Source organism: Oceanobacillus oncorhynchi (genome assembly GCF_000821065.1).
Taxonomy (GTDB): domain Bacteria; phylum Bacillota; class Bacilli; order Bacillales; family Amphibacillaceae; genus Oceanobacillus; species Oceanobacillus oncorhynchi.
This window is the reverse complement of sequence record NZ_CDGG01000001.1, coordinates 3,247,907-3,272,527: the sequence shown is the minus strand read 5'-3', so window position 1 is coordinate 3,272,527 and position 24,621 is coordinate 3,247,907. Positions and strand designations below refer to the sequence as shown.

Sequence of the window (24,621 nt, the reverse complement as noted above, 5' to 3'; positions counted from 1 at the left end):
TTCATTCATCAATCATTTCATATTGTCAGGCTTCTATTAATTAAAAATTATCCATGTTGGTTCCCTTTTTAGATACAATGGAGATATATCGATGTAAACAAAGCGGTGGATTTCATGTTCAAATAAATAAAATTCAAAGAAGGAATGAGGGAGACGGATGAAGGTATATATAGGTACATGTGTAACATGCAATAAAGAAATTTACTGTAAAGACGGCTTTTTAGATGGTGTGAACGAACGGGGCCGCTTGTATTGTTTTACCTGCTCAGAAGAACGACAGCAGGAAACGGAGCATAATAAAAATTAAATAAATCAACGCTTTTAGTAATGGCATTTTCTAATCCATTACCTTGACGCATATCGTATAATTACAAATAAATCGCCCCAAATAGTCAATTTATCAAATGGCAAAACTGCTTTGGTCTATGCTTTTCATATTCGTTGGAAATGCTGACTTTTGGATTCAGTCCAGGAAATATTTTAAGAATCGAGTAGAGGGAAAAGCTAAATAACTTTTCGCCCCTCTCACACCACCAGTACATACGGTTCCGTATACGGCGGTTCAATTTATATTTCAGTGTGTACTTTTAGATAACGGTCTAAGGCAAAGGGGATACCTCTTTGCTTTAGTCTTTTATTAGACAATGCTCTCTGAACAACTTTCGACAACCCAGTAAATCGGAAACCTTTCCTACAATAGGTTAGCCCCTTGGCTTCTTCCTTTGGTATACCAAGTTGTATGAGAGATTTAATTCTCTTTTTGTTGTTCTTCCATTGTTTCCAGATAATTACTCTTATTCTGGAGCGCAACTTCGCATCTATAGACTCTAAAACGCTCTTCATATTAGCTACCCTAAAATAGTTGACCCAACCATACATGACCTGTTTTAACTTGATGATTCTGTCGTTTAAGGAAATACTCCAATTTCGCTTTGTTAATCGGCGCAGTTTCCTTTGGAATTTTTGAACCGACGTTTTACTGGGTCTCGGTTGAAATTTCCTCTTATTTGAGTCATAGTAAAAACCAAAGCCTAGAAATGTTGTTTTCGTAGGGCGTGAGATTTTACTTTTCTCCATATTTACCTTTAGCCCCAGTTTCTCTTCGATAAATGTTGTAATGGAAGTAAGAACTCTATTTGCCGCCTTTTCACTTTTGACAAAGATAAGGCTATCGTCTGCGTATCTTACGAAACGCAGACCTCTTGCCTCCAGTTCCTTATCTAACTCATTCAACATAATGTTACTTAGAAGTGGACTAAGGTTGCCTCCCTGTGGGGTTCCTATAGTTGTATCTTCATATTTCCCATCGACCATCACACCACTTACGAGGTATTTTCGTATCAGAGAAATGACATCACCATCTTTGATTGTGTGCGAGATTATTCGCATTAACTTATCATGATGGACAGTATCGAAAAATCGTTCCAGGTCAATATCCACTAACCACTGGTATCCGTCATTGATATATTCCAATACTTGCGTGATTGCCATTTCGCAACTTCTTCTTGGTCTGAAACCATAACTGTAGTCACTGAATTGTTTTTCAAATATCGGGCTGAGCACTTGACTAATTGCCTGTTGGACAACTCTGTCAACCACTGTTGGAATACCCAATTTGCGCATCTTTCCATTTTCTTTCGGAATTTCTACGCGCAGTGCTGGCATTGGTTTGTATTTTCTTTTCTGGATTTGCGTTCGCAATTCCTCTTTGTGTTTCCTTAGGTATGCTTTCAGTTCATTTACTGTTACGCCGTCTACCCCACCTGCACCTTTGTTTCGGTACACTCGAAGATAGGCTTCGTTCATATTTTGATCGCTTAAAATCTTTTCTAAAATTTCCACACTCGTTTCTTCCTTTCCTTTCATGTGACGGAGAACACTTCTATTTTGACTATCCTCTGAGATACGCTCATACTTTCATCATTAACACATTCAGAAGTTTATTCTTCGTGCATTCATGGCGTAGAAACACTATAAATTGTTCAGCCCTTCATGATTTTCATCACTACTACGGCATCGGCTGACTTCTCACGATAAACCTTTTTCGACCAGCTTTCTTTTTAGGGGACTCCTCAGCTGTCCGTGAGACCTCCCAGGGTAAGACAACTATCTTTCCTCTTTTACTCGCCTAATTTACTCTGCAGGGTTACGCACATCTTTTGGATTTTGACTTGTTATGGAGCCTTATCCGCCTACAGAGCCTTCGTATCAGATTTCTGTTCGTCGAGCCAAGATTTTGATACACGCTTCCTTCAGCCTTTACCTCACGATAAATGCTTTGCGCTTCTCTAGTGGTTGGTCGATGTGTACCTCCACAGTGGATTTCCACCACCTAGATAGTCGCCATGCCTGGCGCACACATAAAAAAGAGCATCTTTTTACAATGCTCTTTTTCCATACTATGTTCGATTCCAAAAACGATGCTCTGCAATAGCAGAAACAAATTCTTCTCCAAAGTCTGTATTATTCGCAGCAAAAACAACACCAGCTAAATTATTATTTTGGGATGCTTGAATATATGGCTGCCCTGTAGAAGCAACACCAATTGGTTTATAGTGTTGATAAGCTGTATGCACATATTCTGTAACTTGGGAATCGAATTTTGCCTGATGCTTGGAACTGCCGCCAACAATATAAAGAGAGTCTACCAGATAGGGACTTGTCGTAATAAAAGTGTCATCAACTTTAAGTTCTCTTCCTCCAGCACCAGCAACAGTACCGAGTCTGTCACTGATGATGACAACAAAAACGCCATTTTGTTCTAAAACGTTAAGCGTCTCAGTGACCTCATTTCCAAAACCATCACCAATCAATACACCTGCTTTCTGCGTGTATGCATAACGAGGGGTATTGGACTGGCTAAGAGAAGGGTAGCTTGAAGAAACAGACACATTGGATCCGCTTGGACGATTCACTCCAATGTTATCAGCAACAATGGACGCCATTTCCTTATCAACATGGACAAGCTGTTTATCAACCACCTGCTGCCGGACAGATTCGCTTTTTACTTTTCCAACCTGATAACTTAATCCTTCGATTGTATGCTGCTTTTCAATCGGGGTTAAACTATTCCAAAAAATTCTCGGCTGTGAATAATAATCTTTAAACGATTCGCTCCTGGCTCTAATTTTATAGCCATCTACTTTCCCAGGGTAATCTTTGTAGCCACCCTCTTCTGGAGGCACTGTATATGGCGTATTATCAGCCAGTGAATTTTCATGATAATTTACCTTGTCAACATCGATACGTTGTCTCATAAAGCCCCGCCGCTGATTATTATGAAATGGACAGACAGAACGGTTAATTGGTAATTCCGCATAATTGGCACTGCCTAGCCGATGGTTTTGCGTTTCTCGATATGCCATCAATCTGCCCTGCAAAACGGGATCATTAGAAAAATCAATTCCCGGAACAACATTGCCAGGATTAAATGCAACTTGTTCTGATTCTGTAAAATAGTTATCAATATTTCGATTTAATGTCAATTTACCAATCATTTGAACAGGAACGAGCTCCTCCGGCCAAAACTTTGCAGGGTCAAGCACATCGAAATCGAATTTAAACTCATCCTCCATCGAAATTAATTGAACACCCAGTTCATATTCAGGATAAGCCCCCTTATCAATGGCCTCTCGAAGGTCCTTTCTATGGAAGTCGGGGTCGAGCCCGCCGATTTTCAGCGCTTCATCCTGCAGCAGGGAGTGCACTCCAAGAACAGGTTTCCAAACATACCTCACAAAGGTTGCGACATCCTGGTCATTAACAAATAAATACGTATTAATCGACCATGATTCCATCATTCGATAGCTTCTTAAAATCCCGCGGTCAGACATTATCCACAGTACCATATGAAGGGCTTCATCGTTATTAGCAACATAATCCCAGAAGCGATCATGGGCTCCGCTTGCCGTTGGGATATCATCAGATTGCTTAGCTTGGTACGCATGCATCGCATCCGGAAACTTCATCGCATCTTGGTTAATTAATACAGGCATGGCAATCGTTGTCAGGTCAACATTTCCTTCTTCGGTATACAGCTTAACGCCTTTGCAGCGCAAGTCTCTCGCGGTATCATACGATCCTTTAGCCCCTTGCACCGTAGAAAAACGAACAGTTATTGGCGTCTTTTTCCCGGCTTCCTGCAAAAAACCGGCCTTTGTCACATGCTTCATGGACTGATAACATTCAAACTCACCATAAGCACTGTAGCTTCTTGCATGAACTACTCTTTCCGGTATTTCTTCATGGACAAAATGCGACATTTTTTCAAAAAACTCATAATCCTGACGTAAGGAAGGTCCGCGTATACCAGCCTTTAATTGGTCCTGGTCCTGTGATCTCTTTTTCCCTTCCTGTGTTGTCATCGGCTTCCCTGAATCCTTTACGCGAAACTGATCTAGTTGGTCCTGCTTAACGTCTCTATTATCAGAATGTTGATTTCTTGATGATTTCTCATCCACACAATCACCCTTTCAAACCTTTAAGTATACATACCATTTCAATATTTACGTGATTTTTCTTAAATTAGAACACCATTTTTAGTACAATATGAGAAATCCTGAACTTGTACTTCCTAAAATCATCCTTTCTTTGGATTACTGAATCAAAAGTTATATTCGAAAATCTCAGCATGATTAAAGAGAACGTCCAAAGGGAGACGCGGTCTCTGTCTGCCTTCCATTTACGCCGGAATATACTCCATTCCAGACTTTTTATAGATTTTATTTCTAAAAAAATGCGACAACCGGAGATAAATTGGTAAGAGCAAGCGGCAATATGCTCGGAAAGCAAAGTTTGCATGAGCTTGCAGCTGGATCAGATACATTTTAATACATTCGCTTACCCGCTTCCATCTGCGGTATTTACGGTCTGAAGACAACTTATGGATTAGTCAGTACGCATGGTATTTTTCCTACAGCTATGACTTTAGATACTGCCAGTCCCATGGCAAGATCTGTTTCTGATTTAGTATGTATGCTTTATTATATGGCAGGTTTTGATGCAAATAATCCGGGAAGTCTGGATGTGTCCGTTCCAAATTATATATACGATTTAAATAATGGAATCCAAGGAATCAAAATTGGTACCCCTGCATACTTTCTCCAAGACCTGGCCCCTGATATAGAAATCCTTTTCAAACATGCCATGGAAACACTCCTCTATTTAGGTGCTGAAATAGTGGATGTAGAAATTCCTGAATTAGCTTTATCAACCTTTTCCGGCTATACGATAGCGGCTGGCGAAGCAGCTGCTTTACACCACCAATGGCTCCAGACCCATTCAAACGAATATTCTGCAGACATACGGAGTTTCTTTCTGGCCGGCGCTTTAACTGAAACACCGCAATATATCAGGCGCAGCAGGCCCGGAGACAATTGGTGAAAGGTTTTGAGAAAGCTTTTAAACAGGTCGATATATTGCTCGGTCCAAACATACCTATCACGCCTCATATCTATAGTGAACAATGGGTAGAGCAAAATCTGGAAGTTATCAGAAGATGTCTGCCATTTGTTCCAGTTAATTTAACCGGCACACCGAGCCTTGCCGTTCCAATGGGTTTGGACGGTAAAAAATAACAAAATATGGCTTTCGAAATAACGAGTGAATTTTTGATAAGGGGGTAAAATATAATTCGAGGACGACATTTGTACTGGAAGCTTCTGCTTCAAGTAACGCTTCAAAAATGAATGTTTTTCTCATAAAGAATAATGGGAGGGCTTTCCATGGATAACAATAAACGTAACTTTAACCGAAATGAACGCAAAAACCGCAATAATGAGAACCGCAATAATCAAGAAATCAATAACGTGGAATTTGCCAATGAAAATGAATTTATCGACGAGAATGCTTTCGAAGATAACAACAACCACAACAACGAGCGACGCAATAACCGCAACCGCAAATAGTTAAGCCCTGTTTTTGTCAGATACCTGAATCCTTGGAGAGTAATCCTGATTCAGGTATCTTTTTATAGCTAAACTTTTGGAGGAATTAATTAAGTTTTGCCTTTTTAGTAATTAATTTTTTCACCTTTCTGCTCCTGCTTTTCAAAACCTTTTCTTGGAAGCATCTTTCCATCATGCGTTTTTAAGTCATCCATTTTATACAGCTTTTCTTACAGTATATTTAAAATGAAGAAGTTGGTTTAGCCTTCCTCTTTTCTTCTCCAAAATTTGCTTATGATAAAAACGTGCTTCTTAGCAAATAATAGATTTAATTAATAACTAATTACGTCCATAAATACTTAAAGTTTAACTTATTTTTTGAAAATGAGAGGTGTGAAATGAAGAAAAAAATATTTTATGCGATTAGTTACCTGCTTCTGACTTCTTGTGCTTTTCTATTCATCCAAGAGCAGATATATGCGAAAGATAGATTTGATTTTGAGAAAGACGGAGATATTTTCTGGGATGCAAAAACGGAGGAAAAGGTAATTGCTTTAACATTTGATGATGGTCCGCATTCAAAATACACTCCTGCCATTCTCAATATATTAGCTGAATACGAAGCCGCAGCTACCTTCTTTGTGCTCGGAGCTCACGCAGAAAAATTCCCAGATATCATCCATCGGCAAGTAATGGAAGGGCATGAACTCGGCAATCACACCTATGATCACACCATGAAACTCAGCAGACTTAGTCAAGAAATGAAAGAAACCTCTGATATCCTTTACGCCATCACAGGAAATCGGCCAAAGCTTTTCCGGCCGGTCGGCGGCAGTTATAATGATGCGATTGTAAAGAAAGCCCGAGAAAACCAATTACATGTTGCACTGTGGTCTTGGGATCAAGATACGAAAGACTGGGACGGAGTAGATTATAAAACCATTGCAGATAACGTCATCAGCAATATCTCCCCGGGGGATGTCGTACTGTTTCATGATGCAGGAGGAAAAAGAGAGCAAACAGTTAAAGCTCTCCCGCTTATTCTTGATTATTTAGCTGAAAACCAATATAAAACCATTACAGTATCTGAAATGATGGAAATGGATGAAAAATTAAAAGAAAATTAATCAATTCAAGCTTTATTATTGCTGTCCCTTAATCATTTACTCCCCTAAAAATGAGCGGACAGCTGTTTTGTTCTTCAATAATAAATTTTTAGCTTACAGTTATCCTTTTCTATCCCCACAATATGGTTTATCTATTTAATTCATTATTTTATTTTCCCCAAAAGTTTATAAAACGGATTATTTCTGTTATATTCAAAGCTATTTATAGCCAATGGCAATCATTTTACCCTCACCCCTTCTTATCACGAATAATCGCGTTATTCTCCGTTATATGCGTTTTGACGTTATTTTTCCTTATGTTAATCTAATATGGTAAGTAAAAAATCCACTCAGGAGGTGAGAGCATTAATACAAACACAACAAATAATATGACAATGACTATTGAAAAAGAAAACGATTTTTATTTTCGAGAACCTGCAAAAGATGACGGGGCAGCTGTTTGGGAACTGATTAAAGCTACCAAGGTGCTTGATCTCAATTCTTCCTACAGTTACTTAATGTGGTGCGATATCTTTTCAGGGACCTCCATCATTGCAGAAAAAAACGGGAAAACGCTCGGTTTTATTTCCGGGTATAAAAATCCGAATAATCCGAATAAACTATTTATCTGGCAAGTTGCTGTAGATGCTTCCGCTCGAGGTAACGGATTAGCAACGAAAATGCTGCGCCAATTATTAAAGCGCGAAGCTTGTAAAAAGATTGATTATGTAGAAGCAACCGTTTCTCCATCCAATCAACCTTCTCAGTCTTTATTTAAAGGTCTCGCTAAAAAGCTTGATACGGAGTGTCATATCAGTGACTGCTATGTAACGGATGATTTTCCGGATGAAGAGGAAGAACATGAAGATGAGCTACTGTTTACAATTGGACCGATTGCTACAGAAAATAAATAATTAAAGGAATGATTTCATTGACAACAGCAACATGGAATGATGCGAAAATGAAAACGTTTGAAAATTTAGAATCTGAAGTAAGAAGCTACAGCAGAGGATGGCCGACTGTTTTTGAAAAATCAAAAGGCTATAAGCTGTGGGATACCGATGGAAAAGAATATATTGATTTCTTTGCAGGCGCAGGTACATTGAATTACGGCCATAATGACGATGCGATGCAGGAGAAATTAATTGAATATATTAAAAATGACGGCGTGATTCACAGCCTGGACATGGCTACGATTCCCAGAAAAGATTTTCTGGAACGCTTTACTGACGTCATTCTCAAGCCCCGAAATCTGGATTATAAAATTATGTTCCCTGGCCCTACCGGTACAAATACCGTAGAAAGCGCGCTGAAAATCGCCAGAAAAATAACTGGACGAGAAACAGTTATCAGCTTTACCAATGCATTTCACGGGATGACGATTGGCTCCCTTTCTGTGACAGGAAACTCCTTCAAGCGCCATGGTGCCGGAGTTCCATTGCATCATGCCGTTTCGATGCCATTTGATAATTATGTGGAGGACAATGATTCGATTGCTTATCTGGATCGCTTTTTAGAAGACAGCGGAAGCGGTGTTGCCCTCCCTGCTGCCATCATTCTGGAAACCGTTCAAGGAGAAGGCGGGATTAATGCTGCACGCATGGAATGGCTGAAAAAAGTAGAAGCACTATGCAGACGCTGGGACATTCTCCTGATTGTGGATGATGTCCAGGCAGGAAATGGCCGGACGGGCACCTTCTTCAGCTTTGAGCCGGCGGGAATTAAACCAGATGTAGTCTGCCTGTCTAAATCCATTGGAGGAATTGGTCTGCCGATGGCGATTACGTTAATCAAGTCAGAATATGATCAATGGGGACCGGGCGAGCATAATGGAACCTTCCGCGGCAATAATATGGCCTTTCTTGCTGCAACCGAAGCACTGAAAAATTGGGAAAATGATTATTTTGCCAATGCTGTACAAGAAAAAGGCGCATTTCTTAAATCAGAAATCAACAGATTGATTGACCACTATCCGGAGTTAAACGGAGAAGCTAGAGGCAGAGGTTTAATGCAGGGCATTGCTGTGGAGAAGGAAGGTTTAGCAGGTGAAATTTGTGCGGAGGCATTTGAACGCGGACTTATTGTAGAAACCTCTGGTCCAGATGATGAAGTGGTGAAATTCCTGCCGCCTTTGATTATTGATCAGGAAGGTTTGGTAAAAGGTTTAGACATTCTGGAAGACAGTATAAAGCATGTTTTAAAAAAATAGAGATATGGTTTACGGAGAGGAGAATTTATAAATGATCGTAAAATCACTGGAAGATTTAATTGGAACAGAAGATGAAACAAAATCGGAAAACTGGGAGAGCCGCCGCTTTATTTTAAATAAAGATGGTGTCGGCTTCAGCATGAATGATACCATTATCAAAGCAGGGACAGATAATTTCTTCTGGTATAAGAACCATATTGAAGCGGTTTATTGCATTGAAGGTGAAGGAGAAGTCGAAAAGGTCTCCACCGGAGAGGTACACCAGCTTAAGCCTGGCACGATGTATCTGCTAGATGAAAATGATAAGCACCGTCTGCGGGCACGCACCCAAATGCGTATGGTATGTGTCTTCAACCCGCCGTTAGTTGGAACAGAAACGCATAATAAAGAAGGATATTATCCGCTTTTAACAGAATAAATTACTTTCTAAAATCCTCTGATAAGAATAGCTTCTATCAGAGGATTTTTTTACGTACCTTATTTATTACAAACAACTGCTTCTATCCTCTCCTTTTTTGATATAGCTTTTACCTATAGCGAACGATACCTTTTTACAATTACCTTATAACCATTGTTTCATGGTAATATTTTATTTACTTATTACACTTCGATCAATTAAAGGAAAGGACGTTTTAAACATGCGGACGGTTCAGACAACACAGGTTTTAGGGAATAGTAAATTTAATAAATTTCATTTACTTATTTTTCTCTGGTGCTTTTTCGCCATTGCCTTTGACGGCTTTGATGTGGCCATCTATGGGATTGGGCTGCCATTGATGATGGAGGATTTTAATATCAGCAGAATTGAGGCTGGTGCAATCAGCAGCTATACGCTGATCAGTACCATGGTCGGCACCTTTCTGCTGGGCTCTATTTCAGATTTTATCGGGCGTAAAAAAGCGATTGCGATTTGCTTAATCTTATTCAGCCTCTTTACCTTTTTAGCCGGATTTGCACAGAACCCCACCCTTTTTATGATAATGAGAGTGATTGCGGCGCTGGGATTGGGAGGAATCATGCCAATCCTCGTAGCTATTATGGGTGAATATTCTCCGGTGAAGAAGCGGCCGTTAACCATTGCTACGATGTATTGCGGTTATTCCATCGGCGCGATTATTGCCTCCTTGATTGGTATGTATTTGATGGAAATGATGGGCTGGAGACTTTTATATTGGATTAGTATTATTCCGCTTCTTGCTCTGCCATGGTTTTTAAAGCAATTTCCGGAATCCGTTTCTTATTATCTAACCAAGAAAAAAGGCGATAAAATTGCAGAGATTCTCAATAAAGTTGATCCTGGCGGTAACTATCAAGCGTCTGATAACTATGAATATGAATCATTTAAAGAAAGCACGAAGGAAATTCCGATTAAAAAGGTCTTCTCTAATAAGCGAACCAGCAGTACCATCGCCTTTTGGATTGCAGTTACCTGCTCCATGCTCGTTATTTCCGGGCTGACAACCTGGCTGCCGCAAATTATGGTGGACGCCGGTCACGGTCTGACATCCAGCTTATCCTTTAATCTGATGCTTGCTGTCGGTCAAATTTCCGGTTCCATATTCGGCGGGATGTTAGTGAATCGTCTCGGTCATCGTTCCGTCTTAATCCTGATGTTTTTTATCGGTTCACTCTGTTTTGTTTTATTAAGCATCACTACAAGCTCGCTCTTACTGTATTTAATCATTACCTTAACCGGCGCTTGTACAGTAGGTACTCAAAATTTAGTGAATCCGTATATTTCAGAATTTTACCCGAGGGAAATTCGTACGACCGGATTAAGTATCGCTGTCGGTGTCGGACGGATTGGCGGTATCATGGCTCCCGTAGCCATCGCCCTCCTGTTATCAACCAATTTAGACCCGCAGCATGCATTTATGGCATTTGCCGTACCAAGCTTGATTGGAGCTGTTTGCTTTATTACTGTCAGAGAAAAACATGCAAGCTTTGACCGGGCAGTACCAGTGAAAAAGCATCAAATTGCCTAACGAAAAGAATTTACTATAAGATAAAGCCGCTGCTTCACGAAGAAGCAAGCGGCTTTATTTAATGGTCCTTTTTCCTATGCTATTGTTAAAAAGAATACTCGTTCTCCTTACCTTGCAATTTTACGTCCGTATATTATTTCGCATTCAAACACAAATGCAGTATCGGATAATCCCTCCCCTGGTCATCCTGTTCTGACTCTCCAGTAACTTGGAAGTTGTTTTTCAGGTAAAAAGCAAGAGCCGATGTATTATCTTTATTGACATCTGCTGTCTTAATACCGTCCTTTTCAATTAAATCATTTAAAATCCTGCTGCCAAGCCCCTTCCCTATTTGATCCGGGTCTAAGAACAGCATTTCTAGCTGAGACGCATTCACACCGGAAAATCCAACGAATGTAGTATCTTTAAACCACATTTTCATATCTAATTGCGGAAAATAAGCAGGAATCTCCTTCTTGAGCGCCTCCCTATCCTCTGATGCTAAAAAATCATGTGTTGCCAAAACAGACTTCTCCCATAATTCAATTAAGGCAGCGTAATCATCACTACCAGGCTTTTTCCATTGCATTATTACTTCCTCCATTTAAAAAATTGAAATAAAACATGCCTCACTTCACCAGCAAGGCATGTTTCTGTTATATATTCATTTTCGATTCATATTTATTTTTTGTCAACTTTGATAATACAAAAGCTGCTAACACAAGCAATACAATTGTCAGTACTACGGTCCACGGACTGCCAGTCACACCTGCAATCACAAAACCGATTATCGCAATGATTGCATTCGTCAATGCATAAGGGAACTGTGTTTTCACATGATCGATATGATCTGCACCAGCTCCTGTTGATGACAGAATACTTGTATCAGATATCGGGGAGCTATGATCTCCGAAAATACCGCCTGACAATACAGCGCCGATACAGACAAGCACTTGGGCATCTAATGCAACCGCCATCGGAATAGCGATTGGAAGCATAATGGCGAAGGTTCCCCAGGAAGAGCCGGAAGCAAGAGAAACGATTGCCCCGATAACAAAGAGTAATGCTGGTATGATAAACGCCGGCACTCTTCCCTGCATCAATTCTACAATATAATTCGCTGTCCCCATCTCACTGATAACCGTTCCAAGCGACCATGCAAGCACTAATGTCGCAGCAACATACACCATCTTTTGCATCCCGGAGGTATAAATATCGAATATCTCCGCAAACTTTTTCAGCCGGAAGCTGATTAATAAAACAAAAATGGTAATAGCCGCAAATAGATAAGCTGTGGTCAACGAGACACGAAAGTCATTTCCATCCACCGGCTCAAATGGAAATCCTTTTGTGGAAAGCAAGCCAAACAATGTAACGAATAAGACCGATAAAGGGAGCCAAATTAAAATAGCCTTGCCTTCTTGATTACTATCTGCTTCCTTATCCGGTCTCCGCAGCGGCTTGGAATCCTTCCAGTACAGTTCTCCAGTTTCCCTCACTCTCCGTTCTGCCTTTGCCATCGGACCAAAATCTAATTTAAATACGGCCATTAATGGAATCATTAACACCGCTGAAATAGCGTAGAACTGAAATGGAATGACTTGAACAAAGGTATCGAATTCCGATGTGGTTATTCCCAGCGCATCAAATTCACTTCTTATCAGCCCCATAATATAGACGCCCCAGCCAATGAAAGGAATCAGTACTGCAACTGGTGATGACGTGGAATCAATGATATACGCCAGCTTCTCTCTGGAAATTCTTGCTTTATCAAATATTTTTTCAAAAATAGGGCCTACAATCAAAGGTGTTCCCAAATCAGAGAAGAAAATAATCAAACCGCCCAGCCAGGCAGATAATTGAGCTTTCACTTTGGAATTAATCGATTTGACGGTTTTTGCTGCAAGTGCAGCGCCTCCCCCTGATTTTTCAATTAAAGCTACAAATCCTCCGATAAAAAATAGCAGGACAAGCACTGCCGCATTGTAGCTGTCCGTCAGTTGCGGAAAAAGAAAATTCCCTATCGTTTCTGTTGTCGCAGTTAATGGATTTCCTCCTACAATAATAAGTACGCCGACAAAGGCGCCTAAAAATAATGAAATAATAACGTTTTTCGTTAGAATCGCTAAAATCACTGCCAAAATTGGCGGAACTAGCGATAGCCATCCCATATGCTCCATCTGTCCTCTCCTTCTTTCTTGATGCTTTGCTAAATGAAGTATGAATGATATGTACATACATCCTTATCAGTTATTTCATCTCATAAGATAACGAAACTTCATTCAGTGGAGTTTTGCTTTTCTCCATGATAAATTGAAAATAAAAATTATTGCTAATTAATATATGTTCCTTATTCTATCACGGAAAAGATAAAAATAAATGAAACAAAATACCTAATATTTATGCATTTTAACGAATAATTATACTGAATAACTGGCTACACAGTTAAACCCGTCTATTTATTTATAGAGAACTTAATTCATTGCGATGGCAGCTTCTAATGAATTTCAAGAGATTCTCTCCATATCAAAAAAACCCTCAGCAAGAATGCTCAGGGTTTTTTACTGTCGTTGTCTTTATTTTGTTTCTCCTTATGCTTCTTTTCACTTTGCGAATCATCCTTCGATTTCGTCTTTCGTTTCTCATCCTTAGCTTCTATTTTTAAATCTTCCAATGGAACGTCATCGACAAACATCTGCTCTTCATGTTCATCCAGCATGGTTCTTCGCTCTTCATTCCGATTCGGTTTTCCGCTTTTTGAAGAACGCTTTTCATTGTTGGACATTTTCATCCACCTCTCTGTGTCTTTTTAATACTTTTCCTTTCTAAACAGATTACTAAACATTATTATGCGAAAATTTCTGCTTGAACAAATTTTAATAACCGTCACAGATTACTGCCACAAGTTTAAGCGGTACAGTATGTTCTAATTTTACCAGCGGAAAAAATGAATAAGTATCGTAAACCTGTTAAAAATACAGATATGTCAGTACAGTTTTCCCTTATGTTATCTAGGGGATAAGGCGGTGCAGCAGCTGCCTTCACAGAGCGGCTCGATGTATTGCAATCTTCAATCTGTCTGGCCGAATGTTCGACTAACCAATTATATACAACCTAAAAGGAGTGTTCCCAATGGGCAGAGATGAGCATAAGAAAAGAAAAAATAATTTTTTGTCACAAACTCCAAAAAATCAAATATCTGACGGCATAGATGTTGAATTTTCAGATGAGTTTGCTGATGCAGAAGACAGAAAAGCTCAAGCAAGAAGCCGCGCTGCTGATAAACGGGCACATGAAAAATAATTGGTACAACGGAGCGACTCGGTTCAATAACCGAATCGCTCCGTTACGTTATCCTTAAGTACTTCTACCTCTTACCTCTCAAAGTCCGCGTACAAATATTACGATTTTTTATTTACTTTCTTCCTGTATATTTCCGTTGTATTTAGGAAAATTATACACAGGAGGGGTTGTTCTATGGAGCACGGTTTTTTAACTATTGAGGAGTTTAATACGCTGATACAACAGTGGAACGGAAGAACAATTAAAATTACAAAGCATGAAATAAATGATATTGATCAAACAGTAATCCATCTGCAAAGCATATCCTATGACCAGAATACCCGCAGAATTGATGACTATGTACCAAAACATAGCTTACTTTTAAACGGAGACGGTCAAATCGAAGCGCTGCCAACGATGAGCGATGAACCGCTTCCGTCATCCAATTATGAAATCCCTTTGGAGGATAACTCTTTATTTGAATTTAATGGACAAAAGTTTTTTATTACTACGGATCGTGGAGTATATAAAATAGAGTTAGTTTAAATGACGGTAAAAAGGCTGCAATAGCCTTTTTTTGGCAGTTAAGAAAGTTTACACTTTCTTACTGGATAAGTGTAACTAAGGTTGTCACTTAAAGTCTAGGTGACAACCAAGTTTTCTTTATTATTGCAGGCAGTTATAATCAATTTAAAATGAAAGCGAAAAATATAGGAGCTATCCATTTTAACTGATAGTTCCTCACCCTCTATGAAAATATCATAACAAAGAATAGATTATCCGATTTGCAACAAAGGAATATTAAATCTGTTCAACGATCCTCCCCTGCTGACGCATTTCGGACAATGAACTATGAAACTGGCATTCCATTTCTTACAAAATAAGAAAGCATCTGCTACAATAAAGCTAATTGGATTATAGATTAGTACTGCTGTTTGAAAAGACTTTTGATAGTTCGCAAAATCACCTGTGGCCAGAGAGTCTTGCACAGTGGGTAGCAACAAATAGCTAGAGTAAAGGAAGGAATTATAGATGGTACATAAACAAACCAAACGGCCTATCGTGCTTATGGCCCTCGTATTATCTATGTTTATGGCTGCAATTGAAGGAACCATTATTGCCACTGCCATGCCTAACATTGTATCCGATTTAGGCGGGTTCACGCTGTACAGCTGGGTCTTTTCCAGTTTCCTATTAATGCAGGCAGTCACCACGATGATATATGGCAAATTAGCTGATTTATTTGGCCGCAAACCAATCTTTGTCATTGGTGTGGTTATCTTTCTGATTGGTTCTTTATTATGCGGATTAGCAGAAACGATGGCCACCCTTATTATCTTCCGGCTTATCCAGGGGCTGGGCGCCGGGGCCATTCATCCGATAGTAACTACCATGGTCGGAGACATGTATAATTTGGAAGAACGCGCCAAAGTACAGGGTTATTTAGCAAGTGTCTGGGGAATATCCTCTGTTGCCGGCCCGCTTCTGGGAGGAGTCATTGTACAATACATTGATTGGGCTTGGATATTCTGGATGAACATTCCGATTGGCCTTATCGGCTTGGCCGGAGTTGTCTTATTCTTTCATGAAAAAGTGGATAAAGAACAGAAAACCATCGATTATCTTGGGACAAGCTTCTTTTTTATAGCCATATCATCGCTGATTATCGTGTTTGTACAGGCAGGTACAAATTGGGCTTGGTTGTCACCAGAAACGCTCGGTCTTCTTGGACTCTTTGTCATTTGTATTTCCTTATTTATTTGGCAGGAGAAGAGATGCGCAGCGCCAATGATGCCTTTATCTTTATGGAAGAACAAATTAATGATCGTTGCCAATATCGCTACCTTACTTTCCGGTATGATTATTTTAGGTTTAAGCAGCTCTCTTCCTACGTATGTACAGGGAGTCATGGAAGAATCAGCGATTGTGGCCGGTTTTACCTTGAGCACCTTATCCATTGGCTGGCCAATTGCAGCCACTGCCGCCGGTCATATGGTATTACGAATCGGCTTTAGAAAAACAGCATTTCTTGGCGGTATCGCATTATTTGTGGGCACATTTCTCTTTTTCCTGCTTGATGCAGAAAAAGGGCCCATTTATGCCGGTTTCAGCTCTTTTATTGTTGGAATAGGAATGGGGCTGACTTCGACAACATTTATCGTAGCCATTCAAAATAGTGTGTCCTGGCAGGCAAGAGGGTCGGCTACCTCTTTAAATATGTTTATGCGTATCATTGGCAGTGCAATCGGTACTGCATTGTTAGGCGGTATTCTTAATCTGCGCCTGCAGCAATATTATCAGCAGCAAGCAATCGATGAAGATATGCCAAATACAGATGCTATTTTAAATGAAGGATTACGAGAATCTATCCCGCCAGATACACTGGCTTTAATGCAGGATGGGTTAACCCAGGCATTTCACACGGTGTTCTTTGGTCTATTCGTAATTGGTACACTGACTTTTATTATTCTATGGTTCTTCCCGAAGGATACACCTAAGGATACATAAGAATACCGGGCAAAAGGCGGTCCGGTTTTCTTATGTTAATCAACAATTATGGAATCCCCCTCATTTGAGGGCTGTTCATTTATTATGTTATTTGTTTTTACGCCGATACTGGATAAAATCACCACTGCAAATACAACTGTGAATCCTATAATGACATATCCCAGTATCTTATACCCTCTGGTTGAACCTTTGATAATCAAATAACCCCCTAAAATCAGAACAGCTAATAAAATTAACCATAGCATTGTATCACAACTGAACTGCGCCCTGTCAAGTAGACAGTGAAAAAACAAAAAATCTATGCGACAGCCTGGTGCCGGAATTCTAACGGTGCAAGGCTGTTTAATTTTGCTTGATATCGTTCTTCATTATAAAACGTTATATATTCGTCAATATCTTCCTTTAGCTCCTCAAACGACTTATACTGCTTTAGGTTGTAACATTCACATTTAAAGTGACCGAAAAAGCTCTCAATCGGAGCATTGTCAATACAGTTACCGACACGAGACATACTGCGCGTCATGCCAGCTTCTGTAGTAATATAACGATACTCCTTTGATGTATACTGCGAACCTCGATCACTATGAATCAATGGAGTTGTGTCAGGATTTGCTTGTATAGCCGCTTTGATGGTATCCATAACTAGAGGGTTGTCATTATAGCGTCCAACCTGGTAAGCAATGATTGAGCCGTCATAAAGGTCCTTAATGGCACTTAAATAAGCTTTACTGCCAAAACCATAATGCATGTGCGTAATATCCGTTACCCACTTCTCATTCGGCTTCTCTGCGGTAAATTCTCGGTTTAAAATATTTTCTTCAATATTTTCGTGACTTGTCTTCGTTGAATAACCATTCGACCGGCGAATATGCGATTTTAGGCCCATTTGATCCATTAAGCGTCGAATTCTTTTCTCGTTATACTGCTTCTTATATTTGCGGTTGATCACCATGGTTATTCGACGATAACCAAAGTTACCGTGATACTTTTTAAATTCTTCTTTCACTACTTTCATGAGCCATTCATTTTCTTTTTCGGATTCTGTTGGGTCATAGTTCAACCATTTATAGTATCCGGAGCGTGATACAACTAAGATTTCACAGAGTAATAGAATCGGAGTGTCTGTCTCCTGTTGGTAATCATGAATTGCTTGGAATTTAGCTAAATGTGTTCCTAGTCGCGCGGTCCCATCCCCCTTTCGATTTCCTTCAACTTTTTTAATAAGCCATTCTCCGCCTCTAAATACTGATTACGGTGTTCCAGCTCTTTAATACGAAGCTGTAATTCTTCCTCTTCTGTAAGTGTAGGCTTTGACTCCAGGGACTTTCCACGACGATCCTGAAGACCTTGTTCCCCATCTTTTTCATACTTGCGTACCCAGCTATATACTTGTTGATAAGAAACGTTATACTTTTCAGCTGCCTTATGATAGTCGCGGTCGTTGGCAATCGTATATTGTACAATTTCGATACGCTCTTGAAGATTGGTTTTACGCCCTTTAGTCACGGTTCCTCTTCCTTTACTAGTAGATTTTATCTCTTTCCCACTAGTATACTGATTTATCCATTGACGTAAAACCGAATGAGATGAAATATTGAACTTTTCACAAGTCGTTCTCAAACTGCCTTCTCCATTTAAATAAAATTCAACAGCTTCCCTTTTCAGCTCGCTGGAATATCCCTTCCATGTCCTCAAATCCTTTAAACCATAGCCCCCATTTTCTTTGTACTTGCGAACCCATACGTTAATCGTCGTTCGGTCGACAGCGTATTCTTTAGCAATCCTGCTTACAGACACGCTCCCCTCCATCACACGTAATACTGCCTCTATCCTTTCATTTAAAGTATGTTTACTTCTCCTTTTAGACATAGAAAATGCCCCCAATACAGTAGTAGAGAATTTTTATTATTTCTCTGTCCACTGTATTGGGAGCATATCACAACCCCTGTGTTCTATTTCAATTCCCTTCCATGCTAACATATCGAATCCTATTTTAAACTATTTTGATTATTATTAGTTCAATCTATCATTTCAGCCAAGAGGACTCCTTCCTCAAAAATTCGATGGAATTTTAGGTGGGAGGTGAATTGGCGGTTTTTTCGCTAGAATTTTTATTCCCTTTATAGTAAAATAAATTACAGAACGTTAGTTCGTTTTAGAGGGGTGGAAAGTAAATGGCGAATTACCAAACGATGCAAATATGGGTAAAAGATCACCGTATGTACGGATATTTCAAAGAAATGTGTCAAAATGCAAAGAATATGCATAACACGACCAATTTTTATATCCGGCAAGTATTTACAGCTTTCACGCAGGAAAAAGCGTTGCAGCCGCTTCAGGAAGAAGTGTTAGACGCTATCCAAAAACATATGCCAATAATCAACGATAACCAATTCGTTGTTTATCAAAAGAAGGTCGTAAAAGAACATTCCAAACCCGCCCGAGAACGAAAAGAAATCAAGTGTCATGTATTCAAAGAACCTTCTAGAGAAAACCCTTATGTTGATTACAATTTTTTGGATGCTCTTTTTAAATCCATGGCACAAGACTTTATCGCTCTCTGCCAACGCAATCGAGCCAAGGGGTTATGAAAACGGTGTTCCAAAATTGGAAAGCATTTTATGGCAGTTTACGAGAATATAAAACGAACCCTTCAAAGTTTAAGCAAGACCAAAAATTCCAGGATATAGTCGTAAGAAAGAAAAAGAAGTTCTTTTTTCAAACCAAGATTGTGTCATAAAAGAGAATAAGTTTATGAAGTTTCCTAAAACGAAGGAACGTTTAAACATCGGTAAATTAGGGTTTACGGAAGGAAGACTGAAACAAGTCCGCCTTATCCCAAAGTATGGTCACTACGTCGTAGAACTGGTTTTTCAAGTACCGTCAGGGAAGCATCGAAAAAACGGTACATGTCCCTTGATTTAGGAATGGATAACCTTGCAACCATTGTCACCAATACAGGACGAAAGCCTGTTGTAGTGAAGGGCAAAAATATCAAATCCATCAATCAACGCTACAACCAATTGAAAGCACATTACCACGGAATTCTTAGACAGGGTAAAAACACCAATGAAGGTCTGTTTACGTCTAAACGATTGGAGAAAATCAACTACAGACGCTTTAATCAAATCAAAGATTTATTTCATAAAGCGAGTTACCGAATCGAAAAAATAGCCCTGGAAGAGGATATTGATACCATCATTATTGGGCAAAATAAAGCGTGGAAACAACATGCCAAGATGGGGAAACGAAACAACCAATCGTTTACAACCATTCCGCATCGTCTTTTGATGGAAATGATTGAATACAAAGCTCAGAGACATGGAATCAAAGTCATTATGACAGAAGAATCCTACACATCGAAAGCGAGCTTTCTTGATCAGGATGAAATCCCTGTTTACGGTGAAAAGACTTCAAAAAAAGCTTTTTCAGGTAAGCGAATAAAACGCGGGCTTTATCAGTCCAAGAATGGAGTTATGATGAACGCCGATGTCAATGGAGCCGGAAATATTATGAGGAAAATATTTCGGGAAGCATTTGAAGAACCCTTCGCTTGCATTGAGATGCTGCTTCGACCGGCAGCAATCATTCTCAAATAAAAGTAGTCCCAAAGGCAGGACCAATGGGATAGCGGGGTTGGGTGTTTTTAGCACACCAACGTGTCAACTCCACTGGTGGTTAATCGTCATCTTGAAAGTCGACACCCCAGAAACCCCCACTTCAAATTTCAGTAGAAATTAAGTGGTGGGAGTATTCATTTCGCATAGCTGTACTGTAAAAATTCCTTTCAGATTACTTGCCTCCATTTTAAAAGCATTCATACCGTATTAACAAAAAGACCATCACTAAATTGTCGAAAATTTTCAACCAATGCTCCTTGAACTGTCCTTATATATCCTTCATCATTATAAGTGAGGATACATTTACTTCAAGATAGAAAGAGGTGATGGATGATGGTTACAGCTATAAAAAATCATGCGTGATTTTCTGCTGGATACTTTTCATTACCTCTGTATCAACGATTCATAAGCAGCAGAAAAACACCCCTTAACGTTCATTTCTAGTTTAAACCTCCTTGAAACGTTTTACTCCTATTTATTCGTAAAAGATAAAACGGGTTCAGGAAGAAAGGGGCACGTGCTTATGGCACAGAAAAAATGGTTTAACATGCAGACAGAGCAAGTGGAATCAGAGCTTGGAACAGATATAAAGCATGGTTTAAGCAAAGAGCAAGTGGAACAAGGCAGACAAAAATGGGGAAAAAATGAATTACCGGAGCCGGAGAAGGATCCAAAATGGCTAAAATTTTTACGCCAATTTAATGACACGTTAATTTATGTTTTATTAGCTGCCGCTGTTCTTACGATTGTTTTAGAACATTATGCAGACACTGTCGTTATATTAATGGTGGTTCTGATTAATGCGGTTATCGGCTATTTCCAAGAAAACAAAGCCGAGAAAGCATTGGAAGGCATTAAAAAGATGCTCTCTTTGGAGTCAACAGTTATTCGTGACGGGGAGCGCAAGGAAGTCGCTTCCAGCGATCTGGTACCGGGTGATATCGTATTATTGTCTCCAGGAGATAAAATTCCCGCAGATTTACGATTAACTGTCGCCAGCCGGCTGACAATAGAAGAATCCCCACTCACTGGTGAATCGACATCCGTCGAAAAAAATACAGACATCCTGCCGGAGGATACGGTCCTTGGAGATCGATTAAATATGGCTTTTTCCGGTACAGCGGTTGTATCCGGTTCGGCGCAAGGGATTGTTGCAGCTACCGGAGCAAATACGGAAATCGGTAAAATCAATCAGTCGATTGCAGAAGTAGAAGAATTAAAAACTCCTTTATTAAAACAAACAGCGCATTTTGGAAAAATGATTTCCATCGCTATCGTCAGCATTGCTGCTTTATTATTTGTTTTTGCAGCAGTTTTCTATGACTATCCGATTGGAGAGCTGTTACTCTACGTTATCAGCTTAATTGTTGCTGCTATCCCCGAAGGATTGCCTGCTATTCTTTCCATCATTCTTTCCTTAGGTATGCAGGTAATGGCCAGAAACAATGCCATTATGCGTAATTTGCCGTCTGTAGAGACACTCGGAGCAGTAACCGTGATTTGTTCGGACAAAACAGGGACGCTTACCAAAAATGAAATGACCGTCCAATCCATTGAACTCTCCGACAGACACTTGGATGTTACAGGAACCGGATACGCACCTGAAGGAAAAATTCTTGAAGACAATCAAGAAATAGATATTGCAGAGGATAAAGAGCTGCAACTGTTTTTAAGTAACGTATTAACAGTCAATGATGCCTATTTGCGAAAAGATAACGATGAAGAATGGACAATCAGCGGTGAACCGACAGAAGGGTGTTTGGTCACGCTGGCAGAAAAAGCAAATCAAGAAATAGACCGGCTTCCCCTCCTCTCTAAAATTCCTTTCGATTCCAGCTATAAATACATGGCAGGACTCGTGGAATAAGACGGAGAAAAAATCATTTATGTCAAAGGAGCCCCCGACCGGCTGTTTGATATGGCAGGTTTGGCAGAAGGTTCTGAACAACGCAAGCTTTGGGAGGATAAAACGCTCATACTCTCCAGCAAAGGAGAAAGAGTTATCGGCACAGCATATAAATACGTTGATAACAACAAAACACAGATTGATCACGAAGATGTTTGTGAAAGATTGAACATAATTGGTTTGGCTGGCATTCTGGATCCTCCTAGAGAAGAAGCGATGGAAGCAGTGAAAGTTTGTAAAAAAGCTGGCATCCAGGTGAAAATGATTACAGGAGATCATAAGGTAACAGCTCTGGCTATCGCTAAGCAAATGGGCATTACCGAACAAGACAATGTTCTCGAAGGTCGCGATTTAGACCAGATGTCTGAAGAGGAGATGCTGACTGCAGCCCAAAAGGTAGATGTTTTCGCCCGCACCAGTCCGGAGAACAAACTGCAGTTGGTAACCGCCATGCAGGAAAAACGATTCTGTTTATCCTGCCAACCAATGGCGCGGAAGCATTCTTGATTGTTTCTGCTTTAATCGTAGGAATAAATATGCCGCTCTCCCCGATTCAAGTCCTTTATGTAAATATGGTGACAGCAGTAACCGTTTCGTTCGCACTGGCATTCGAAAAACTGGAGCCAGGAGCAATGGAGCGGCCGCCGCGCCCGGCTAACGCAAAACTGCTCAGTCCCTACTATATTTTCCGGATTATTCTCGTATCATTGCTTGTCGGCGGAGCCATTATGACCATGAATGTAACCCTGCTTGGTGATCCGGAACACTATACACCGGAACAGTTAACAACGATTACGCTGCATTCCATTGTAATCGCACAGGTTTTCCATGTGTTTAATGTGCGAAATGAACGACATTTTGCATTTAATAAGGATTTCTTCTCAAACAAGATCGCTTTTATGCTTGCGGGCGTTCTGATCCTTCTTCAATTAACGGTGACGTATATTCCATTCTTAAGGAATGTATTTGATTTATATCCAATCGAGGCGCAATACTGGGTCTATCCTTTTGCGATTGGATTGATGACCTTTACCATTATTGAAATCGAGAAATATATTACCCGGAAGATTTCTGCTGCAAGAGCATTTAACAAAGAAAATGGGAAAGCATAACGACAAAAAGACAGGGATAATCCTTGTCTTTTTAATGTTATTAGCTGCTTGTCATCATGCAAGCTGTATGGAGTCAAATGACGTTAACATGCAAAAGAAGCAGAGAATCCCTTCCCTGCCTCACTCCGCTAGTTCTTTTTTGCTTGTTATTTCCATCCCTTTCAATGCCTGACCAGCCAATCGATCCGCTTCCCGATTCTTTTTACGTGAAATGTGCTTATACTCCGGGATAACTCCCAATTGATTCATTTTATTTTCAATTCGATCTGCCCATTTTGTTAATTCTTCCTCATAACAAGGCCACTCTCCCATTAATTGATTCACAACAACCTGGGAGTCGCCATAGAAAGAGACAGGCAGATGATGGACATCCAGTCTCTCCAATTCCACCAGTGCCAAGTGCAATGCAGCATATTCTGCTTCATTATTCGAACAAAGTTCTTCCACCATTGCATTTTTTCGTAAACGGTAAAAGGTATTATTCTGTTGATAATAGATGGCACAGCCCAAACCGGAATGGCTTGTTTCGAGGTCAAATCCCCCATCAAAATAAACAGTTATATCATGCGGTTCTGTTTGAATTTCTTCCATCTGCTTACGTAATTCTTTTAAACTCCATGTATGCTCATGAGAATCGACGAATACGACATTTTTCATACGTCCCATTTTCCTTATATCTTCAACGATGAATAACGCTTTTGATGCCTCCATGTCCTCAGAAGTAAAAGCTGCAGTAACCCCTTTGGGTGTCTGATAGGTATATTCGATTCGTACTTTCATCATTTTGCCTCCGGTCTATATATCGGGAAACGAAAAACTGCTCTCTTTCTCCGATAGTATTTCCATAACCCTCTATTTATACATCTGTCAGAAAAGCGATAAGGAATGAAACACCAACAGTAGCTTATGTTTATCCTATCAGCCCTTTCAATAAAAAAGATACACAAAAAATGGATTATAAGCAAACCAGCCATTGCCACTTTCAGAGAAGCGACAAAATAGCGATCCGATAAACTTTGTATTTGTTGC

At 39.9% G+C, this 24,621-nt stretch carries 22 protein-coding genes and 1 pseudogene; 16 read left to right on the top strand and 7 right to left on the bottom strand.

Annotated elements, in window-relative coordinates:
- The first annotated feature begins 157 nt into the window (after positions 1 to 157).
- Positions 158 to 307 carry a hypothetical protein gene (locus BN997_RS23255; protein ID WP_175297049.1) on the top strand — a complete coding sequence of 50 codons (150 nt, stop codon included), beginning with the start codon at positions 158 to 160 and terminating at the stop codon, positions 305 to 307.
- A gap of 260 nt (positions 308 to 567) precedes the next feature.
- Here the strand turns inward: BN997_RS23255 and ltrA are convergent, their stop codons facing one another.
- Together ltrA and BN997_RS15665 are read right to left on the bottom strand one after the other, a co-directional pair.
- Positions 568 to 1,842: a group II intron reverse transcriptase/maturase gene (gene ltrA, locus BN997_RS15670; RefSeq protein WP_042528596.1), complete on the bottom strand. Its 1,275-nt coding sequence runs from the start codon at positions 1,840 to 1,842 to the stop codon at positions 568 to 570.
- Positions 1,843 to 2,399: 557 nt separating this feature from the next.
- Positions 2,400 to 4,460, bottom strand: coding sequence for a catalase (locus BN997_RS15665; protein WP_042533618.1), 2,061 nt, complete (start codon positions 4,458 to 4,460; stop codon positions 2,400 to 2,402).
- Positions 4,461 to 4,833: 373 nt separating this feature from the next.
- Between BN997_RS15665 and BN997_RS22705 the strand changes: the two genes are divergently transcribed.
- From BN997_RS22705 to BN997_RS15630, 8 genes are all read left to right on the top strand, one after another.
- Positions 4,834 to 5,382, top strand: coding sequence for an amidase family protein (locus BN997_RS22705; protein WP_338112861.1), 549 nt, complete (start codon positions 4,834 to 4,836; stop codon positions 5,380 to 5,382).
- Positions 5,379 to 5,576: an amidase family protein gene (locus BN997_RS23710; RefSeq protein ID WP_052485043.1), complete on the top strand. Its 198-nt coding sequence runs from the start codon at positions 5,379 to 5,381 to the stop codon at positions 5,574 to 5,576. The genes BN997_RS22705 and BN997_RS23710 overlap by 4 nt, the downstream gene beginning before the upstream one ends.
- A 147-nt stretch (positions 5,577 to 5,723) precedes the next feature.
- Positions 5,724 to 5,906 carry a hypothetical protein gene (locus tag BN997_RS15655; protein WP_042533617.1) on the top strand — a complete coding sequence of 61 codons (183 nt, stop codon included), beginning with the start codon at positions 5,724 to 5,726 and terminating at the stop codon, positions 5,904 to 5,906.
- A 377-nt stretch (positions 5,907 to 6,283) separates the two neighbouring features.
- Positions 6,284 to 7,012, top strand: a complete 729-nt coding sequence (locus BN997_RS15650; RefSeq protein ID WP_042533616.1) for a polysaccharide deacetylase family protein — start codon at positions 6,284 to 6,286, stop codon at positions 7,010 to 7,012.
- 374 nt (positions 7,013 to 7,386) lie between these two features.
- Complete coding sequence (gene ectA / locus BN997_RS15645) at positions 7,387 to 7,905, top strand: diaminobutyrate acetyltransferase (RefSeq protein WP_319022553.1); 519 nt, start codon at positions 7,387 to 7,389, stop codon at positions 7,903 to 7,905.
- Positions 7,906 to 7,952: 47 nt separating this feature from the next.
- Positions 7,953 to 9,200: a diaminobutyrate--2-oxoglutarate transaminase gene (gene ectB / locus BN997_RS15640; protein ID WP_139089208.1), complete on the top strand. Its 1,248-nt coding sequence runs from the start codon at positions 7,953 to 7,955 to the stop codon at positions 9,198 to 9,200.
- Between the two features lie 31 nt (positions 9,201 to 9,231).
- Positions 9,232 to 9,618 (top strand): ectoine synthase, encoded by a 387-nt coding sequence (locus BN997_RS15635; protein WP_042533613.1) that lies wholly within the window; start codon positions 9,232 to 9,234, stop codon positions 9,616 to 9,618.
- 220 nt (positions 9,619 to 9,838) lie between these two features.
- Complete coding sequence (locus tag BN997_RS15630) at positions 9,839 to 11,185, top strand: MFS transporter (RefSeq protein WP_042533612.1); 1,347 nt, start codon at positions 9,839 to 9,841, stop codon at positions 11,183 to 11,185.
- Positions 11,186 to 11,318: 133 nt separating this feature from the next.
- On the opposite strand, the gene BN997_RS15625 is transcribed toward BN997_RS15630, so the two are convergent.
- The 3 genes from BN997_RS15625 to BN997_RS15615 form a co-directional block, all read right to left on the bottom strand.
- Positions 11,319 to 11,753, bottom strand: a complete 435-nt coding sequence (locus BN997_RS15625) for a GNAT family N-acetyltransferase (protein ID WP_042533611.1) — start codon at positions 11,751 to 11,753, stop codon at positions 11,319 to 11,321.
- Between the two features lie 67 nt (positions 11,754 to 11,820).
- Positions 11,821 to 13,344 carry a Na+/H+ antiporter NhaC family protein gene (locus tag BN997_RS15620; RefSeq protein ID WP_042533610.1) on the bottom strand — a complete coding sequence of 508 codons (1,524 nt, stop codon included), beginning with the start codon at positions 13,342 to 13,344 and terminating at the stop codon, positions 11,821 to 11,823.
- A gap of 371 nt (positions 13,345 to 13,715) precedes the next feature.
- The gene (locus BN997_RS15615) at positions 13,716 to 13,949 is read right to left on the bottom strand and encodes a hypothetical protein (RefSeq protein WP_042533609.1); all 234 of its coding nucleotides are present in this window, start codon (positions 13,947 to 13,949) and stop codon (positions 13,716 to 13,718) included.
- A gap of 347 nt (positions 13,950 to 14,296) precedes the next feature.
- Here BN997_RS15615 and BN997_RS22700 point away from each other — a divergent pair, with 347 nt between their 5' ends.
- The 3 genes from BN997_RS22700 (at position 14,297) to BN997_RS15605 (ending at position 16,954) form a co-directional block, all read left to right on the top strand.
- Positions 14,297 to 14,467 (top strand): YfhD family protein, encoded by a 171-nt coding sequence (locus tag BN997_RS22700; RefSeq protein ID WP_084612954.1) that lies wholly within the window; start codon positions 14,297 to 14,299, stop codon positions 14,465 to 14,467.
- A gap of 174 nt (positions 14,468 to 14,641) precedes the next feature.
- Positions 14,642 to 14,992, top strand: coding sequence for a protein YmzB (locus tag BN997_RS15610; protein ID WP_042533608.1), 351 nt, complete (start codon positions 14,642 to 14,644; stop codon positions 14,990 to 14,992).
- Positions 14,993 to 15,478: 486 nt separating this feature from the next.
- The gene (locus BN997_RS15605) at positions 15,479 to 16,954 is read left to right on the top strand and encodes an MDR family MFS transporter (RefSeq protein ID WP_042533607.1); all 1,476 of its coding nucleotides are present in this window, start codon (positions 15,479 to 15,481) and stop codon (positions 16,952 to 16,954) included.
- Between the two features lie 298 nt (positions 16,955 to 17,252).
- On the opposite strand, the gene BN997_RS22695 is transcribed toward BN997_RS15605, so the two are convergent.
- Positions 17,253 to 18,823, bottom strand: a protein-coding gene (locus tag BN997_RS22695; protein ID WP_139088971.1) for an IS3 family transposase whose coding sequence is annotated in 2 segments (ribosomal slippage) — positions 17,253 to 18,160 and positions 18,160 to 18,823 — 1,572 coding nt in all. Because the reading frame shifts where the segments join, the coding sequence is not laid out codon by codon here.
- Positions 18,824 to 19,128: 305 nt separating this feature from the next.
- Here BN997_RS22695 and BN997_RS22690 point away from each other — a divergent pair.
- The 4 genes and pseudogenes from BN997_RS22690 (at position 19,129) to BN997_RS23765 (ending at position 23,592) form a co-directional block, all read left to right on the top strand.
- Positions 19,129 to 20,553 (top strand): annotated as a pseudogene (locus BN997_RS22690) (RNA-guided endonuclease InsQ/TnpB family protein).
- Positions 20,554 to 21,097: 544 nt separating this feature from the next.
- The gene (locus tag BN997_RS23775; RefSeq protein ID WP_338112895.1) at positions 21,098 to 22,441 is read left to right on the top strand and encodes a cation-translocating P-type ATPase; all 1,344 of its coding nucleotides are present in this window, start codon (positions 21,098 to 21,100) and stop codon (positions 22,439 to 22,441) included.
- A gap of 51 nt (positions 22,442 to 22,492) precedes the next feature.
- Positions 22,493 to 22,987 carry an HAD family hydrolase gene (locus BN997_RS23770; RefSeq protein ID WP_338112894.1) on the top strand — a complete coding sequence of 165 codons (495 nt, stop codon included), beginning with the start codon at positions 22,493 to 22,495 and terminating at the stop codon, positions 22,985 to 22,987.
- Positions 22,984 to 23,592, top strand: a complete 609-nt coding sequence (locus BN997_RS23765) for a cation transporting ATPase C-terminal domain-containing protein (protein ID WP_338112893.1) — start codon at positions 22,984 to 22,986, stop codon at positions 23,590 to 23,592. The genes BN997_RS23770 and BN997_RS23765 overlap by 4 nt, the downstream gene beginning before the upstream one ends.
- A gap of 120 nt (positions 23,593 to 23,712) precedes the next feature.
- Here the strand turns inward: BN997_RS23765 and BN997_RS15580 are convergent, their stop codons facing one another.
- The gene (locus tag BN997_RS15580) at positions 23,713 to 24,375 is read right to left on the bottom strand and encodes a reverse transcriptase-like protein (protein ID WP_319022556.1); all 663 of its coding nucleotides are present in this window, start codon (positions 24,373 to 24,375) and stop codon (positions 23,713 to 23,715) included.
- Between the last annotated feature and the right edge of the window lie 246 nt (positions 24,376 to 24,621).

Coding starts and splice junctions, on each gene's coding strand:
- BN997_RS15615 (WP_042533609.1), bottom strand. CDS start 13,949: ATGTCCAACAATGAAAAGCGTTCTTCAAAAAGCGGAAAACCGAATCGG.
- BN997_RS23255 (WP_175297049.1), top strand. CDS start 158: ATGAAGGTATATATAGGTACATGTGTAACATGCAATAAAGAAATTTAC.
- BN997_RS15625 (WP_042533611.1), bottom strand. CDS start 11,753: ATGCAATGGAAAAAGCCTGGTAGTGATGATTACGCTGCCTTAATTGAA.
- BN997_RS15635 (WP_042533613.1), top strand. CDS start 9,232: ATGATCGTAAAATCACTGGAAGATTTAATTGGAACAGAAGATGAAACA.
- ectA (WP_319022553.1), top strand. CDS start 7,387: ATGACTATTGAAAAAGAAAACGATTTTTATTTTCGAGAACCTGCAAAA.
- ectB (WP_139089208.1), top strand. CDS start 7,953: ATGAAAACGTTTGAAAATTTAGAATCTGAAGTAAGAAGCTACAGCAGA.
- BN997_RS15620 (WP_042533610.1), bottom strand. CDS start 13,344: ATGGAGCATATGGGATGGCTATCGCTAGTTCCGCCAATTTTGGCAGTG.
- BN997_RS15610 (WP_042533608.1), top strand. CDS start 14,642: ATGGAGCACGGTTTTTTAACTATTGAGGAGTTTAATACGCTGATACAA.
- BN997_RS22700 (WP_084612954.1), top strand. CDS start 14,297: ATGGGCAGAGATGAGCATAAGAAAAGAAAAAATAATTTTTTGTCACAA.
- BN997_RS23770 (WP_338112894.1), top strand. CDS start 22,493: ATGGCAGGTTTGGCAGAAGGTTCTGAACAACGCAAGCTTTGGGAGGAT.
- BN997_RS15605 (WP_042533607.1), top strand. CDS start 15,479: ATGGTACATAAACAAACCAAACGGCCTATCGTGCTTATGGCCCTCGTA.
- BN997_RS15650 (WP_042533616.1), top strand. CDS start 6,284: ATGAAGAAAAAAATATTTTATGCGATTAGTTACCTGCTTCTGACTTCT.
- BN997_RS23775 (WP_338112895.1), top strand. CDS start 21,098: ATGGCACAGAAAAAATGGTTTAACATGCAGACAGAGCAAGTGGAATCA.
- BN997_RS15580 (WP_319022556.1), bottom strand. CDS start 24,375: ATGATGAAAGTACGAATCGAATATACCTATCAGACACCCAAAGGGGTT.
- BN997_RS15630 (WP_042533612.1), top strand. CDS start 9,839: ATGCGGACGGTTCAGACAACACAGGTTTTAGGGAATAGTAAATTTAAT.
- BN997_RS15655 (WP_042533617.1), top strand. CDS start 5,724: ATGGATAACAATAAACGTAACTTTAACCGAAATGAACGCAAAAACCGC.